Here is a 15,778-nt window from a genome sequence, read left to right on the forward strand (position 1 = left end):
TTTTAAGATTCCACACCGTTTACTTATCGGACTGGCAGATTACGTAGACTGTTCACCGACCCGCCTGCCCGGGCACATATCAAATATTTTAGGAGAAAGCAGATGACAATTCGGAAAGCGCTTCGAAAAGGTCATTGCCAGTGTATTGGCTGGCATACTCTGCTCTCCGTTGCCTTATTGACCTCAGCGATGGTCGGCTGTAAGAGCCAACAGACACAATCGCAACCGCCAGCAATGCCATCAATGCCCTCTGCCAGTTCTCAGTCTCAATCGCAGCCACAGTCACAATCGCAGTCTCAGAGCAGTTCTTCGTCCAGCAGCAGTTCACAGAGCTCCAGCCAGTCGCAGACCGCCAGCAGTAGCAGCGGCCAGCCACGTAGCAACTCTTCTAGCCAGCCCAGTATGAGCATGCCCGGTGCGGAAAGAAACTCCCAGAGTAACAGCAGTACGGCACCGGGAGAGGAACAGGCTTCCCGCCAGAGTTCAGCTGGAGATTCTATGCCGGAATCTGATTCCCGCAATCGCTCCACACCGGTTTATAGTGATTCAAAGCAATCACAAAGGGATCAAAGTAATCCGCCAGACCCCTCCTCTGGAGAGGAAGGCACTCCTCCAAACGAAATCGATTTTTCCGAGGAGGATCAAACCGCTTCATCTTCCAGCGCCTCCAGTAGCAGTTCTTCCAGCAGTGCATCTTCCAGCAGTAGTAATGCCAATAGCGCTAATGCCGGGCAACCAGGCGATAGTGCATCAAGGGCGGGAAGCGCACCCAACGAAGCCCCGACATCGGCTGCGGAGCAGGTTGCGGAACTGGAGGGCCGCTTTGAATCCACCATGGTGAGTTACGACGGCATGATCCTGCGCGAGCGTGATTACGTGCGTAATAGGCCTGGCTCGGCCTCCGCTGAAAGTGACGAGGACGCCATGGATGAAGCGCCGCCAGGGGAATCCCTGGAAGACCTCATTGAATCAGCCGAAGCTGAAATCCCCGCACCACCAGGCAGTGGAGCACCAGCTGGAGGAGGACCGCAGCAAAATAACTCCAGTGGCCAGGTTACCGGACCCGGGCTGCCTACAAAAGGGCGACAGGGGGACTACAACCACAGCAGCTCACAGGCCATAGTACCCGCAGATATACCCAGTGGTACAGATGACGATGTTGTAGCAAGGCAAATTCGTGAAGCAGCCACCCGGGAAACCGACCCCGAATTGCGGGAAAAATTATGGGAAGAATACCGAAAGTATAAAAAAGCGACGAAGTAGTTACTAAGGATGCCTGTATGTCATTTTACAAGTCCACTTACAAAAACGGCCACTCCCCGACATGCTTATTTACCATATTATTGTGGTCGGTAGTCGCATTAATTTTCACAGGCTGTACCACAACGGAAGTACGAACTACCGCATTTACGCCCCTTACTATTGAGGACAAAAATATTGCTGAAGAGCGATTACTCGACGTAGGCGTAATTCAGTTTGACCCAGGCCTAGAAACTACTGAGGCAGACGAAGATACCCTGGTATTTCCTGAATTGCGCCAGGCGGAGTCTCGCTTTATGGCCGTCACCTTGGCCGACTCATTGCAATCAAGCCTTGGCTGGGGAGCAGTTCGAGTTATCCCATCTGCACGCACCAATATAGATGTAACCGTCTCTGGCCGTATTCTCAAATCCGACGGCGAATCCCTGACAGTTGAAATTACTGTCGCTGACTCCCGAGGCCAGCTCTGGTTTACAAAAGAGTACAGTGAAAACGCCTCGCATTATGCCTACGATCGCAAGCACCCTACGGAGGGGGATGCTTTCCAAGGCATCTACAACCGTATTGCCAACGACATGCTGCAGTACCGGCAAAAACTATCAAATCAGCAAATTGTCGAGCTTCGCACTATTTCCGAAATGCGCTTTGCCCGCAGCTTCTCCCCTGAAGCCTTCGACCGCTACCTGCACCAAAGCGAAAGTGGTATCTACTATCTAAGTGCCCTACCCGCAGAAAATGATCCGATGCTAGCAAGGGTGCGCAAAATTCGTGAGCGGGACTACCTGTTTGTCGATACCCTACAGGAGTATTACGGCACATTCGCAAAAACCATGGAGGTGCCCTATCAGGAATGGCGTGCGCGCAGTTACGAGGAGGTTCGGGAGATGCGCGAATTAAAGCGTAAGGCCCGTAATCACACCATTATGGGTGCCGCAGCCATTATCGGCGGAATTGCTGCCGCAGGAGCTGGAGGTGGCAGCGCCCAAGCTGCGGGCCAGGTCGGTATCGGCGCAGGTGGTTACCTGATAAAGAGCGCCTTTGATCGCCGTGCTGATGCCAAGATGCACTTAGAGGCACTGCAGGAGCTGGGTGACTCAATGGAGGCCGAAGTTGAGCCACAAATCGTAGAGCTTGAGGATCGTACTGTGACTCTTACCGGTTCAGTAGAAAACCAATATCGGCAATGGCGCGAAATTCTGAAGGAAATATACGATGCTGAGACGGGCTCATCCAGTAACAGTATCTAGCATCACAAGTGCTACTAACTGAGGTAAATCAAAGCGCTTTTCCACTCTTTTCACCCAACATCTTCACTGGGACCACGAATAACTAGGCGGAAATACTATGCAGCACCGCGATAATGCCAAGGAAGATATAGCACCAATCGAGCCAGCCAATTTTACCTTTGGCGGTGAGGAGGCTCATTCTCCCAAGGCAACCAACACCAATAAGGGAAAACCTAAAAAAGAAAGGTTTTATGGACCCATAGTAATTGGTGCAGCCATGCTCAGCGGTCTCATTGGCGTCTTTTGGGGGCTTCCCCAGGTGGTGGAAAAACCTCCGTTACGTAGCCTGCAAATAAGCTCCCCCCCAACTAATAACATCTCGGAAAATGTTGCCCAAGCATCTCCTTATACAGATGCCGAAATTATGCAGCAACGCCGGGAAGTCCAGAAAATTCTGCAGGATATTCTCGCCCTCAAGGAAGAATTAAAGGAGCGAAAAGTAGAGCTATGGGCATATGAAGAATTCTATGCGGCAGAAGATCTGGCCCTCAAGGCCGACAGCCTCTACCGCAAACGACAATTTATGCCCGCTTTGGAGAAATATCAGGAATCATTGCAGGCACTAGAAGTATTACGTGACGGTATACCCGAGCGTATTGAAATACATCTTGCTGAAGGCGAAAGAGCGCTAGAAAGTGGGGACCTGGATTCTGCAACAGAAGCTTTCAAACTTACCCTTATAATTTCCGAGAAGCACCCCAGGGGATTAAGAGGATTAGAGCGCACCGATACGCTTCCGCTGGCTTGGTGGAAATTCACAGAAGGGAAAAGTGCCTATCTGGATTCAGACTTAGATCTTGCCAAGAAATCTTTAAAGGAATCTCTTTCTTCTGATCCACAAACAAAGCCTGCAAAAAAATTATTGGCAAAAGTAGAACAGGAAATCACCGAACGCGACTACAAAAATGCCATGTCCGCAGGGTATGCCGCTATTGCTGATAAAAAATTTGACTCAGCAAAGAAACACTTCAACCAAGCCAGTAAGTTGAAGCCTGAAGCCAAGGCCCCAGGTATAGGCCTTAAGCAGGCAAAAAATGGGGCCGAGCAGGCCAAGATCGAAGAACTTCTCACTCACGCGCGCGACCAGGAAAAGCAGGAAAACTGGCACAAAGCCCTGCAGAGTTACACTACCTTAGTAAAAAAAGACGCTAGTTTAGTGGCTGCTGTGACAGGGAAAGCCCGCGCCACGGCCAGGGCTCAACTGGATGATCAAATGCAGGATCTCCTTAAAGATCCTCTGACTTTAGGCGAAGGAAAGCGTAATCATTTTGCCAGAAAAGTACTCAGTGATGCACGGAAACTCAATAGCCAAACACCACGTTTGGCACAACAGATCGAAGATCTTGAAGATGCACTCACTAAAGCACTAATCCCCATGCCCGTACGTTTTAAGTCCGACCGTAGTACCAGTGTCACGATTTATCATGTGGGAAGGCTGGGCTATTTTGATCAGCGAGAAATTGCCTTAAAGCCCGGCCGTTATACAGCCATCGGTACCCGAGACGGCTATCGGGATGTGCGTCGGGAGTTTATCGTCAAGCCAGGGAAACCTGTCACAGAAGTTGTCATACAATGTGCGGAAAAAATTAACGGCGCTAATAACAGCTAATTACAAGAACCTCCATTGCCTCGAAAAATCAAAAAAACAGGTCTTTTCGCAGTGGGGCCGTGCCTGATTTAGAGCGCCTGATTTAAATTCAGGATATGAAGAGTTCCGCGACAAACCTCTCACCATGCCACATAGCCATGGTATCGGCGAGCTAAGCTTTGTTGCACACAGCACCCCTGCTTCGGTTTTGCCAACCTGGCCCTAACAAGGCCTATCCAGCGACACCGAAGTCATTGCGATAACTCCATAACGATGTGGCAATAGGGAAGCATAAATGACAGTGAAAGAGGCAGTACCTGTCCAGGATGAGAAACCCGCAATCGATGAATCCCCCCTCATCGAACCAATTGGTTTCACTCCAGTACAGCCAAAATCCACTCGTGCTCGGTTATTTTTCTCCAAGCGCGCCTTGATTGTTGCGGCCTGCTTACTCTTAAGCGCGTTGGCGCTATATTATTTAGTTATCGCCCGCTCCCTAATTTTCGATACACAGCCCGTCCATGCAAAAATCAGTATCAGTGGCTTTGCAATTCCCCTCGGCAATGGCCACCTCGTATTACCTGGAAACTACAGCTACACAATTAAAGCTGAGGGCTATCTAGCCAAAAGTGGCGAAGTAGAAGTCAGCCGGGAAGGCCATAGTCGCCACTCGGTTACCCTTGAAAAACTTCCGGGCCATCTACAAATCGAAACGGATCCCCCAGTACCTGTAAAAGTTCTGATGAATGGTCGTGAAGTTCCAAATGAAAATGGTCTGGTGAAAAATGTCTCTACGGGGTCCATGCGGATAACAGTTTTATCTGACCGCTATCTGCCTTTTACCCGCGAGGTTAATATCGAGGGGCTCGATAAAACCTACCGCCTTGAAGCCAAACTACGTCCAGCCTGGGCCAGTATCCGAATCAACAGCAATCCGCAAGGCGCTACAGTAACCGTGGGCGGCAAGGTACTTGGAACTACGCCACTTAACGCAGAGTTAATCCAGGGAGATAGAGTTATCTCTATCTCCCTTGCCGAGCATAAGACGGTTGATATCCCTGTCGCTGTTACCGCTGGAGTAGACCAGGCACTAGCCACAGTAACCCTCGGGCCAGCTGACGGGCTATTGCGTGTCGTTACCACTCCTGAGGGCGCGAGTGTAACCGTGGATGGGGAGTTTCGAGGTCATACCCCACTGGAGCTCGAGCTCACATCAGGGGAAATCCATCGCCTGCGTTTTTTTAAGGACGGTTATGCCTCCGTAGAACACACCATCGACCTCGCTGCAGGTATGCAGCGCGACTTGAATATTAACCTGAATGCAGTGTATGGCAGGGTTCGTGTCTCCAGTGTGCCACCAGATGCAGAAGTCTATATTGATGGGCAATTTGCGGGGAATACCGGACAGACTTTCAACCTACCCGCAAGAACTCACCGTATTGAAGTGCGCAAGCGAGGCTATGAAACATTTGATACCCGCGTGATTCCCAGTGCCAGACTGGAGCAAACTGTGCGTGCAGTTTTATTAACCAAGGAGCAGGCTCGCTGGCAACAAGTTCCACCAGAGCTTCGCCATGGCGCAGGCGGCACCATGAAATTAATGCGCCCCAACGCTGTATTCACTATGGGCTCATCCCGACGCGAGCAAGGGCGTCGCGCAAATGAAGTTATGCGGCAGGTCGCTTTAAACCGCCCCTTTTATATAGGCACCACAGAGGTCACCAACCGGGAATACCGAAGATTTAAACCCTCACATACCTCAAGCCATGTAAACGGTGTGAGCTTAGATAACGACAACCTTCCCGTAGTCAATGTCAGTTGGGCCGATGCTGTTCTCTTTTGCAATTGGCTCAGCCAACGGGATGGGCTGACTCCTGTATACCTGACAGAACGCGGTCGGGTTGTCGGCTTTGATTCCGCCGCAAATGGATATCGTTTACCAACTGAAGCTGAATGGGCATGGCTAGCCCGTTACGACCGCGGTGTTATGCGCAAATATCCTTGGGGGAATGACCTGCCCATTGGTAATAACTCAGGTAATTATGCCGACAGTCATGCTGCCAAGCTAATTCCCACTGTACTGCGCACCTATAGTGATCGCTATGCAGCGACTGCACCTGTAGCCAGCTATAGCCCAAACCCGTTGGGAATTTATGACCTTGGAGGCAATGTATCTGAATGGATACACGATCTCTATACCATTGGCACAGGTCTTTCATCCCGCCAGGAGGAAAATCCAGTGGGCCCACAGGATGGTGACTACCATGTTATTCGTGGCTCCAGCTGGCGTCACTCAGGGCTGACGGAGTTGCGTTTGTCTTATCGCGACTATGGAGAGGCCCCAAGAAACGATATCGGCTTCAGAGTGGCGCGCTGGGTCAATTAGGAGAGAGCTATGCCTAAATTTATTTTTATTTTCATCCTTCTGTTACCTTCCTTTTTATTTGCACAGGAAAAGCAGGAAAAAGAAGGGGAGACCCTCACTCAGGTCGCGCAAAAAAAATCGGATGAAAAGAAGTCAAAAAGTAGTAAAAGCAGTTCCGATGATTACAAAGCTTCCGAAGAAATTTCTGAGGATCTATCCGTTTCCTATCCAGTAGATATATAGAGAAAAGTTGCCAAGAGCACCATCATGAAATTCAAATCATCAGATTTTATTTTCCAGATATTTGCGCTGTTGGGCTCAGTTATCCTGGTACATGCCATTTATGTAGCCATTATCCGTCCAAACGCTGATGCATTAATTGAGGAGCAGCTGGCTCGTGAGGCGGCGGGAGAAACCTACGTGCAACAGCGCTCCATCTATATTGTGATGCGAGACTATGAGCAGGAGGCCTGTTTTGTACTAATGCTCTGGGCCATGGCAATAATGGGTTTGAAAGCCCAGCGAAGTATGCGAGAACGGAAGCTGCTCAACAGAGCACTTCTCAATGTCAGTGAAGGCACGCCTATTTTACCAGAAGATACTCGCGACCTGTCTCGACCGATTCAGGCACTCCCTGAGGAGGAGCGTAGTTATCTGGTACCCAGAGCTATTCTCACCGCCCTGCAGCGATTTGGTTCAACCCGTAATGTGGCTGCAGTTTCCAACTCTATAAAAGAGGTTTGTGAAACCGAGGGAGACCGCCTTGACTCAGAGCTGGCAATGGTTCGCTATATCACCTGGGCAATCCCCTCTATTGGTTTTATTGGTACGGTGCGTGGCATCGGTGAAGCTCTAGCACAAGCGCACAAAGCTGTGGAGGGTGATATTGCCGGGGTGACCGTGAGCCTCGGTGTCGCCTTCAATTCAACTTTTATCGCTCTGGTAATCAGTATTGTCATTATGTTTTTTACGCACCAGTTGCAATTGATGCAAGAGAGGCTGGTACTCGATACGCAGAACTACTGTGACAACCGTCTTTTGCGATTCCTGAAAATTAGTTAACCGACACAGGTTGTCAACATATCGGTTATTGGCCGCGAGGAAGCCCCCATGGGACAAGGTGTCCTTGAAATCAATGATTATGGTCTAAGGGTTTTTATTGGAACTACGGAAGTTCTAGAAAGCCCTGGTATAGCGGTAATTGAACCCCGACAGATCCATATAGGTACTGCAGCACAAATGCGTGCACGCAACCACCCAACCCAAGTCAATAATCAGTTCTGGCGCAGGCTCAGCCTGGAATCACTGAAATCTGAAAACCAGAGCTGTCGTCATCATGCCGATTTGGCCTACTGCCATTTACAAGAAATTTCTGAGCATTGCGATCTTCCAGAGGAACTTGTACTCGCAGTGCCAGGAAACTTCACTCGAGAGCAGCTGGCCTTGTTGCTGGGTATTATCAAAGAAAGCAGTATAAATGTTGTGGGCCTTATTGACTCTGCCACTGCAAATATTGGCCATATTGCTCCTTCCGGATTGCAATTGCATGTAGAACTACAACTACACCAAACCCTGGTCTCCCGTATCAATGTTGATCAAGAGGCTGTCGTCAAGTCCGCTGAAACAGTAGCCGATGCTGGACAGTATCATTTCCAGGAGGCTTGGGCACGGGTTTTTACCGACGCTTTTGTCATGCAGTGTCGCTTTGACCCACTCCACTCCGCAGAGTCTGAACAGCAGCTATACGACCTGATGCCACAGTGGGTAAGTCGCGCCATGCGCCAGGGAGAAGTTCTGGCAGAGCTGGATGATCGCACCGCAAAAATCACTCTGCGTCAGCTACAGGATGCCACTGCGCCTATACTCTCCCGCGTACGGGCGATGATTGAAAACCTCTCAGAGAATAACAGTGTCAGCTTTATATCTCACCGCTGGGCGGAGATTCCCGGAGGTGTTCAGCTGGCACAGCACATGTACCTTCTCTCCAGAGACAGTATCGCGCAATCCATCAATAATCGTTGGCAGGAACTGCGAAGCCAAGACTCGGCTCTGCGCTTGATAAACAGTATCAGCGCAACACCGGAGAGCGAAATTACCATACGCCTCGAAGCGCCATCTGAAGCAGCGGCAACGCATCTCCTGTTCGGCCATCGTGCCCTAGCTGCGCATCAGCCACTGTTTGTTTTTTGGCATGAAGATAAGTTTCAAATAACTCCCACTCCCCCAAAACACCCTGCAGCAACAGTCACTAATCACGCAGGTCGCCTGGCTCTACGTGTGGATGCGGGAACCCGTCTAATGCTGAATGGCGAGGAGGTGTCTGCTCCGGTCAATCTAAATGCAGGAGACCAAATTAGTATTGCCAATCAACCGGATGTGATAACGGCAATTAGCGTGGAACGCCATGAGACGTAAGCAGCGTCGTTTTTCCACCTTCAGTTTATCCTTCCTAGACATCATGTCTTGTGGCTTCGGCGCCGTGGCACTGATTTTTTTAATCATCAAACACGGCTCAGACCACGAAATAGAGGTGGAAACAGAAGACTTGAGCGCCGAAGTAAACCTGCTCCAAGAAGAGGTTGAATTCGGTCAAGAGCACTTGGTCCAGGCACGTAATACCTTAGATATCGTCAGCGATGAGTTCGCTGAGGCCCAAGGGCTCGCCCGCCGTATACTGGATCAAATTGAAGAGGTAAAAGGTAATATCGCTGAAATCGACAGCATTGACGAACAAGAGGATATTAAAAGGCTTCAGGATAAGCTTAAAAAGCTGGAACAGGCCAAGAAAAATCTTGAGGAGGAAAATAAGAAGTTAGGCAACAATGTGCGCAAATATACCGGTGATGGTGATCGCCAATACCTGACCGGGCTACGCCTGGGAGGCAACAGAATCCTGGTCCTGCTGGACTCTTCCGCTTCTATGCTCGGCGATGAACTGATCAAAATCATACGCGCTCGAAATATGTCGTCACGAGTGAAACGACAAACTGAAAAGTGGCGTAGGGCTATCAACACAGTCTCTTGGTTAACCGCACAGCTGCCTCCAGACAGCCAGTACCAGATCTATACTTTTAATACCTCTTTTCGCGCCGCCATTGCCGGTACGGAAGATCGCTGGCTCAATGTGGATGATCGCGACCAGTTGGACCAGGCAATTAAAGGACTGAATGAAATAGTACCTGAAAACGGTACCAGCCTGGAAAGGGTGTTCAACGCCATTCATGCTATGACTCCACTACCGGATAACATTATTCTCATCACAGATGGGCTACCTACCCAGGGAATTAAATCGCCCAGGGGCTCCACAATTTCTGGTAGAGAAAGGCGCAACCTGTTCAAGCGCGCCGTCAAGGTACTTCCTAAAAATGTCCCCGTGAATATTATCCTGACTCCTATGGAAGGCGACCCATTTGCTGCCAGCGAGTTTTGGAAGTTGGCAATGGAAACCCAAGGCTCTTTTCTCGCACCATCGAGGGACTGGCCATGACAGTTTCACGAAAGAAAAGACGCCAAGAAGAGTTCAGTATTTCCTTTCTCGACGTAATCTGCTGTGGTTTCGGAGCCATTGTCTTGCTCTTGATGATCGCTAAAACTGCCGAACCCATAGTTCTAGAGGAGGCAGAAGTCGACCTGGAAGCCCAGGTAATGGAACTGCAACAGCAGTTGGCAGAAATCCGTGGGGAGACCACAGTCCTCAATCGAGACCTCAATGCTAAACGAGAACAAATTGATATTGAACACAAGCGAATTGCCAATCTTCGTGGAGAGTTAGTAGCTCTGCAGGCCGTCTATGCCAGTAAAACCGAAGGGCAAAGTGAAGAGGGGAAATTAAAAGGGGAACTTACCGTCGCATTACAGACACTGACTGAAGAAATGCGTCGCTTACTGGGTGAAAACTATCAACGTAAAAACAATGTTATTGGCGGTATTCCTGTAGACAGCGAATACATTCTCTTCATCATCGATACCTCCGGAAGTATGTTCAATTACGGCTGGGACCGCATGATGGCAGAAATGGTTAATACTCTGGATCTCTATCCCAATGTTAAGGGCATTCAGGTAATGAATGACATGGGCGATTACATGTTTTTCAATTACCGCAACAAGTGGATTCCCGATACACCCGGGCGTCGCCAGGCTATTCTTAATCGTTTAAAAACCTGGAACCCCTTTAGCAATTCCAGTCCGGTGGAAGGTATACAAAAAGCAGTTCGTAGCTTTTACGATCCCGACAAGAAAATCAGTATCTATGTCTTGGGCGATGAATTTACTGGTAAATCTATCCGTAATGTGATGCTAGCGGTCGATCGGGTGAACGCAAAGCATGGAGAAGGAAAGCGCAATATCCGCATTCATGCTGTGGGATTTCCCATCCAGTTTTCCCGCCCTCCCCATTTGCAAACCACTGGCCTGCGATTTGCAGCCCTTATGCGTGAACTCACCTATCGCAATGGTGGCACTTTTGTAGGACTAAACGATTTTCGCTAGCTGATTGATTCCAGGAGCAATTCATGAAGTACAGGATAAAGGCGGCTTTGCCACTCCACTTTACCGCGGTGGTGTTGTTTTCACTACTGGTTGCGGCCTGCTCTCATACTGTGCGGGTGGAGGGGAAGTATCCATCACCTGTGGGTGAACAGCTCCCCCTCTCTGTAGGCATTTACCTCAGTGACGATTTTAGAAATTACATTTACGAGGAAGATAGCGAAGATCGTGAGGAATGGAAGATTAATACTGGCCGGGCACAAAAAAACCTGTTCGAGACAGTACTCGGTTCCATGTTTACCAATACAGTTTCCCTTTCCGAGTACCCACAAAAAGTACCTGACAATGTCGAGTTGGTAATAGTTCCCGAAGTCAGGGAGCTGCAATTCACAATGCCACGGGAAACCAGAGTTAATATTTTTGAAGTGTGGATCAAATATGACATGAATGCTTATGATCCCCGTGGGCAACAGGTAGCCAGCTGGGTAATTACTGCCTACGGAAAAACACCTACAGCCTTCCTGAAGTCCCAGGAGCAGGCTCTAACCCAGGCAATCAACATTGCCCTGCGTGACGCAGGGGCAACGCTCTACACCGGCTTCGAAAAAGTACCTGAGTTACAGGCATTTCTCTCTGGGAAATTAAGGTCTGCTTCATTGCAGGAGTTCAAAGTGAAATCCAGCAAGGCTGAATAGAGGATTTTTGTTGTGTTCAAGCCATTCATTATTTTCGCACTGATTTTCCTGACCGGTTGTACCACTGTTGTTATTGACGAATACCGGCGTAGCGATGGAGAGCTAAGAGCAGGCGACTCCGTAGTTATTCTCGGGCGCCGTCACTCCAGCGATTATGAGACAGAACCAGATCTTATTGCCTGTGTCGGCAGAGAGCTACACAACCCGGAGATGGGTGTAAACATCATTCCAGAGAAAGAATTTGTCGACATTATGTACCCCTGGTTTGAACCCCGCACAGCTCCCATGCATGTGCGTTCTCTGGACCGTCTAATGGAAAATGAAGGCGTGCGTGAGCGCATGGAAAACTACGGGGTTAAGTACATAGTATGGATTGATGGATCCACTGAAACGACGGCAAGTGCTGGGTCTATTAGCTGCACCATCAGTACCGGCGGCGCCGGCTGTTTCGGGTTTGGTACCTGGGATAAGGAATCCGACTATGAGGCCTCTGTTTGGGATTTCCGCGATCGGGAATTATCAGGCAAACTGAGTGCTGATGCCAAAGGCACCTCTTATATGCCTGCGATTGTCATCCCAATCCCCTTGATTGCCAGGGTACAGAATAATGCCTGTAAAGGTATGGCGGCCCAGCTACAACAGTTCCTGGTTCCAGCTAGTGGTACAAGCTCTTAGACAATAAATAGACAGGGAGGCAGGGGGTAATGAAAACCATTAATCGGTGGCTCGCCAGTGCGCTGGTAGCAGTGGGGGCAGGGTGTGCATTCAACCCTGCCACAAAAAGCCCAGACTTGGTGTTAATGTCTGAAGGCAAGGAAATCTCTATTGGCAAAGAGATGCATGAGAAGCTGATAGAAAGTACTCCTATTTACCAGGATCCGATTCTCACAGCCTACGTCAATCATGTCGGGCAAAAAGTGGCTGCTGCCAGTGATCGGCCTGATCTCAAGTACCATTTCACCATCATCGACAGCCAGGACATCAATGCCTTCGCCCTTCCTGGCGGTTATGTCTATATCAATCGCGGCCTACTCACCTATTTACATTCAGAGGCAGAAATGGCCGCCGTACTAGCCCATGAAATCGGGCACATTACTGCGCGACACGCTGTTCGGCAAAAAACTGCAGCCACTGGTGCCAGCGTCGCATCAGTTTTATCGGTTCTAGTAACCGGTAGCGGCGTGGTTGGCGATGTAGCCAATTTATACAGTACAGCAGCGGTAAAGGGTTATGGCCGGGAAATGGAGTTGGAAGCAGACCGATTCGGTGCGCAATATATGTTTAATGCGGGCTATGATCCACAGGCAATGATAAATGTTATCGGGCTATTAAAAGACCAGGAGACCTTTGCCAGAAGACGTGCCCGTATTGAGGGTAAAAAACCCCAAACCTATCATGGTGTTTTTTCTACTCATCCTCGTAATGATCTTCGCCTGCAGGAAGTAGTAAAAGCAGCGGGTACCCTACCTGAAGATAATAAAGAAACCAAAGTGGCCTATTATCGGGAGAAGACTGATGGTCTGGTGTACGGGGATAACTCCCGGCAATCCAATAAAAATCGATTTAATCATAAACGCCTGGGCTTCTCTCTCCTCTTCCCAGATGGCTGGACGGTGGCAAACCAGCGGTCTTCAATTGTAGGATCCGCCCCAGATAGCTCCGCCACAATTACTATCAAGGTAGCAAAACGCGATGGTAACCAACCTGCAGATATGGCCTTGCGTGAGGAATATGACTTACGAAAACTGGAGCAAGGGGAAAAATTACAACAATATCAGCTTGTGGGTCACACAGGAAAATTTCCCAACCTTGAGAAAGAGGCGCCCGATCCCGACAGAGTTGCAGTTATCTACTATGGAAGCCGGCAATTTATGTTGGAGGGCAAGGTAACCAACTCTGGCTCTCAGGATAAAGAGGCCCTGGAAAAATATGACACTATGTTCCTAACTAGTATCCGTAGTTTCCGGCCCCTACGTAAAACAGATATTGTGGAGAAAGATATTCGCCGGTTGCACTACGTAAAAGCAAATGAAAAAACTACTTTTTCCTCTCTGGCTAAACATATGGAAATTGGTGAATATGCCGAAGAGCAATTAAGACTTTTAAATGGTTACTACCCTCGCGGTGAACCTCAACCTGGTGAATGGATTAAGATAGTGCGGTAACGCATTGTGACTGCTTCATCCACATTAATTTCTTGGCAACAGTATCTCTTTTCTGTAAAGCTTTTATTTGCCTACTTTATGAAGGGTGATTTGTTTTTTCATAAGCTTGAACATTGGGCCCTGATTTCAAAGCTTACCTGAATCATTTTGAAAGAACCCCCTAAAGTCCGGTGTGGCCATTCAGGCTAGTTACCGATAGATGACAATAAACATAATAATAGGAGTCGACTATGAACGGCATGATGATGGAATCTCAGCTCACACTTACCGCTGTTATACGCCGCGCCCTGTGTAATTCACCGGATAGTGAAGTCATTTCGGTTACTCTGGATAACCCCCTCCACCGCTACAGCTATAAGCAGGCTTTTGCTCGTGCTGCGCAGCTCGCCCAAGTATTATGTATGCTCGGAGCAAATAGAGGTGACCGCATCGGCACACTCGCTTGGAATGACCACCGGCACTTTGAACTCTATTACGCAACATCCTGCAGCGGCTTGGTCTGCCACACGATTAACCCCCGGCTTTTCCCTGAGCAGATTCACTATATTATTGAGCACGCCGAAGATCGCTGGCTATTTATTGATCCTTTATTTGTGCCACTCATCGAATCAATGGAGGATAAGCTCAGCACCGTGGAGGGTGTAATTGTCTTAACAGACAGGGCACATATGCCCGATAGTAAATTAGCCAATTACTATTGCTATGAAGACCTACTAGTCAACCAGCCCAGCTGCTTCCAATGGCCAGATTTACGTGAGGAGAGTGCGGCAGCTCTTTGCTACACATCTGGAACCACCGGTAATCCAAAAGGCGTACTCTATTCCCACCGCGCAATGGCACTGCACACCTATGGTGTGTTAATGCCAGATGCATTTGCTATTCGCCGCGACGAAGCCATTCTCCCGGTTGTCCCCATGTTCCATGTCAATGCCTGGTCTATTCCCTACGCAGCACCAGCAGTCGGCGCCAAACTCGTTTTACCTGGGCCCAGTATGGGTTGTGGAGAGACACTTAGTAAACTGATAAGACAGGAATCAGCAACGATTGCCGCCGGCGTCCCAACTGTTTGGCTGGCACTGCTGAAGTACCTACGCAATAGCAAAGAGACCCTTCCGAGCCTCAACCGCGTAGTAGTGGGTGGCTCCGCCTGTCCCTGGAGCATTATGGAAGAATTTGAACAGCAGCATGGTGTCTATACCCACCATGCCTGGGGCATGACCGAGATGAGCCCACTCGGTACCTATAACGCCCGAATCGCTCCCTCTATTGCACCTAAAGAAGCCAAAAAACTACGACTCAAGCAGGGACGAGCAGGGTTTGGAGTAGAAATGCGTATTGTCGGCCCTCAAGAAAACCCCCTCCCTCACAATGGGACTGCCTTTGGCGCCTTACAAGTGCGCGGTCCCTGGATTTGTGAGCGCTACTTTAAGTCCGAAGAGTCTGCTCTAACCACCGATGGTTGGTTTGACACAGGCGATGTTGCCACTATCGACTCTCTTGGATACCTGACAATTACCGACCGCACTAAGGATGTTATTAAATCTGGTGGTGAATGGATCTCCTCAATAGAGCTGGAAAACTTCGCTATGACACTAGAGGGTGTAGCAGAGGCGGCAGTTATCGGCGTGACTCATGAAAAATGGGCAGAGCGTCCCCTATTGCTCGTGGTTCTCGAAACAGGTGTTGAACTAAAACCCGATAAAATTCTCAGTACTTTCCAGGGGCAGTTTGCCAAATGGTGGATTCCCGATGACTGTATAATTATCGATGAATTACCACACACAGCTACTGGAAAAATTAGTAAAAAGGATCTGCGTCAGAAATTTTCAGAACACCTATGGCCTCAAGAGATAACCGTATAAAATCCAGCAGTAAAATGTTTAGTAAATTTTGCATTCAGACAGACATGAAGAATCTGTCTGAATGCAACGACT

Annotated in this window: 14 protein-coding genes; 13 read left to right on the top strand and 1 reads right to left on the bottom strand. The window is 49.1% G+C overall.

Annotated elements, in window-relative coordinates; translation table 11 throughout:
* Window positions 1-296: 296 nt before the first annotated feature.
* On the bottom strand, window positions 297-521 hold the full coding sequence (locus ACJJIP_RS17540) for a hypothetical protein (RefSeq protein ID WP_157533339.1): 225 nt from the start codon (window positions 519-521) through the stop codon (window positions 297-299).
* On the opposite strand from ACJJIP_RS17540, the gene ACJJIP_RS17545 reads away from it, so the two are divergent.
* The 13 genes from ACJJIP_RS17545 (at window position 499) to ACJJIP_RS17605 (ending at window position 15,706) form a co-directional block, all read left to right on the top strand.
* Window positions 499-1,263: a hypothetical protein gene (locus tag ACJJIP_RS17545; protein ID WP_444945710.1), complete on the top strand. Its 765-nt coding sequence runs from the start codon at window positions 499-501 to the stop codon at window positions 1,261-1,263. The two genes, ACJJIP_RS17540 and ACJJIP_RS17545, sit on opposite strands and share 23 nt — an antisense overlap.
* A gap of 17 nt (window positions 1,264-1,280) precedes the next feature.
* A complete protein-coding gene (locus tag ACJJIP_RS17550) occupies window positions 1,281-2,507 on the top strand; it encodes a hypothetical protein (protein ID WP_020411898.1) in 1,227 nt (408 codons plus the stop codon).
* A gap of 97 nt (window positions 2,508-2,604) precedes the next feature.
* Window positions 2,605-4,155: a tetratricopeptide repeat protein gene (locus ACJJIP_RS17555; RefSeq protein ID WP_444945711.1), complete on the top strand. Its 1,551-nt coding sequence runs from the start codon at window positions 2,605-2,607 to the stop codon at window positions 4,153-4,155.
* A 274-nt stretch (window positions 4,156-4,429) separates the two neighbouring features.
* Complete coding sequence (locus ACJJIP_RS17560; RefSeq protein WP_444945712.1) at window positions 4,430-6,520, top strand: PEGA domain-containing protein; 2,091 nt, start codon at window positions 4,430-4,432, stop codon at window positions 6,518-6,520.
* A 9-nt stretch (window positions 6,521-6,529) separates the two neighbouring features.
* Window positions 6,530-6,742: a hypothetical protein gene (locus ACJJIP_RS17565; RefSeq protein WP_353376972.1), complete on the top strand. Its 213-nt coding sequence runs from the start codon at window positions 6,530-6,532 to the stop codon at window positions 6,740-6,742.
* A 24-nt stretch (window positions 6,743-6,766) separates the two neighbouring features.
* Window positions 6,767-7,561, top strand: coding sequence for a MotA/TolQ/ExbB proton channel family protein (locus ACJJIP_RS17570; protein ID WP_020411894.1), 795 nt, complete (start codon window positions 6,767-6,769; stop codon window positions 7,559-7,561).
* A gap of 48 nt (window positions 7,562-7,609) precedes the next feature.
* A complete protein-coding gene (locus ACJJIP_RS17575) occupies window positions 7,610-8,914 on the top strand; it encodes a hypothetical protein (protein WP_282951669.1) in 1,305 nt (434 codons plus the stop codon).
* The gene (locus ACJJIP_RS17580; protein ID WP_444945713.1) at window positions 8,904-9,986 is read left to right on the top strand and encodes a VWA domain-containing protein; all 1,083 of its coding nucleotides are present in this window, start codon (window positions 8,904-8,906) and stop codon (window positions 9,984-9,986) included. Before ACJJIP_RS17575 ends, ACJJIP_RS17580 begins: the two co-directional genes overlap by 11 nt.
* Window positions 9,983-10,987, top strand: coding sequence for a VWA domain-containing protein (locus ACJJIP_RS17585; RefSeq protein WP_020411891.1), 1,005 nt, complete (start codon window positions 9,983-9,985; stop codon window positions 10,985-10,987). The genes ACJJIP_RS17580 and ACJJIP_RS17585 overlap by 4 nt, the downstream gene beginning before the upstream one ends.
* Before the next feature lie 23 nt (window positions 10,988-11,010).
* On the top strand, window positions 11,011-11,679 hold the full coding sequence (locus ACJJIP_RS17590; RefSeq protein WP_020411890.1) for a hypothetical protein: 669 nt from the start codon (window positions 11,011-11,013) through the stop codon (window positions 11,677-11,679).
* A gap of 12 nt (window positions 11,680-11,691) precedes the next feature.
* Window positions 11,692-12,354 (top strand): hypothetical protein, encoded by a 663-nt coding sequence (locus ACJJIP_RS17595; RefSeq protein ID WP_020411889.1) that lies wholly within the window; start codon window positions 11,692-11,694, stop codon window positions 12,352-12,354.
* Between the two features lie 29 nt (window positions 12,355-12,383).
* A complete protein-coding gene (locus ACJJIP_RS17600; protein ID WP_444945714.1) occupies window positions 12,384-13,844 on the top strand; it encodes a M48 family metalloprotease in 1,461 nt (486 codons plus the stop codon).
* A gap of 230 nt (window positions 13,845-14,074) precedes the next feature.
* Entirely contained in the window at window positions 14,075-15,706 is a 1,632-nt protein-coding gene (locus tag ACJJIP_RS17605; protein ID WP_444945715.1) for a long-chain-fatty-acid--CoA ligase, read from the top strand.
* Window positions 15,707-15,778: the final 72 nt, after the last annotated feature.

Source organism: Microbulbifer variabilis, from assembly GCF_052467165.1.

What these genes read in the sequence shown, in the direction of transcription:
- ACJJIP_RS17570 (WP_020411894.1), top strand. Translation starts at nt 6,767, where the DNA reads ATGAAATTCAAATCATCAGATTTTATTTTCCAGATATTTGCGCTGTTG.
- ACJJIP_RS17545 (WP_444945710.1), top strand. Translation starts at nt 499, where the DNA reads ATGCCGGAATCTGATTCCCGCAATCGCTCCACACCGGTTTATAGTGAT.
- ACJJIP_RS17575 (WP_282951669.1), top strand. Translation starts at nt 7,610, where the DNA reads ATGGGACAAGGTGTCCTTGAAATCAATGATTATGGTCTAAGGGTTTTT.
- ACJJIP_RS17600 (WP_444945714.1), top strand. Translation starts at nt 12,384, where the DNA reads ATGAAAACCATTAATCGGTGGCTCGCCAGTGCGCTGGTAGCAGTGGGG.
- ACJJIP_RS17580 (WP_444945713.1), top strand. Translation starts at nt 8,904, where the DNA reads ATGAGACGTAAGCAGCGTCGTTTTTCCACCTTCAGTTTATCCTTCCTA.
- ACJJIP_RS17605 (WP_444945715.1), top strand. Translation starts at nt 14,075, where the DNA reads ATGAACGGCATGATGATGGAATCTCAGCTCACACTTACCGCTGTTATA.
- ACJJIP_RS17555 (WP_444945711.1), top strand. Translation starts at nt 2,605, where the DNA reads ATGCAGCACCGCGATAATGCCAAGGAAGATATAGCACCAATCGAGCCA.
- ACJJIP_RS17560 (WP_444945712.1), top strand. Translation starts at nt 4,430, where the DNA reads ATGACAGTGAAAGAGGCAGTACCTGTCCAGGATGAGAAACCCGCAATC.
- ACJJIP_RS17550 (WP_020411898.1), top strand. Translation starts at nt 1,281, where the DNA reads ATGTCATTTTACAAGTCCACTTACAAAAACGGCCACTCCCCGACATGC.
- ACJJIP_RS17565 (WP_353376972.1), top strand. Translation starts at nt 6,530, where the DNA reads ATGCCTAAATTTATTTTTATTTTCATCCTTCTGTTACCTTCCTTTTTA.
- ACJJIP_RS17585 (WP_020411891.1), top strand. Translation starts at nt 9,983, where the DNA reads ATGACAGTTTCACGAAAGAAAAGACGCCAAGAAGAGTTCAGTATTTCC.
- ACJJIP_RS17590 (WP_020411890.1), top strand. Translation starts at nt 11,011, where the DNA reads ATGAAGTACAGGATAAAGGCGGCTTTGCCACTCCACTTTACCGCGGTG.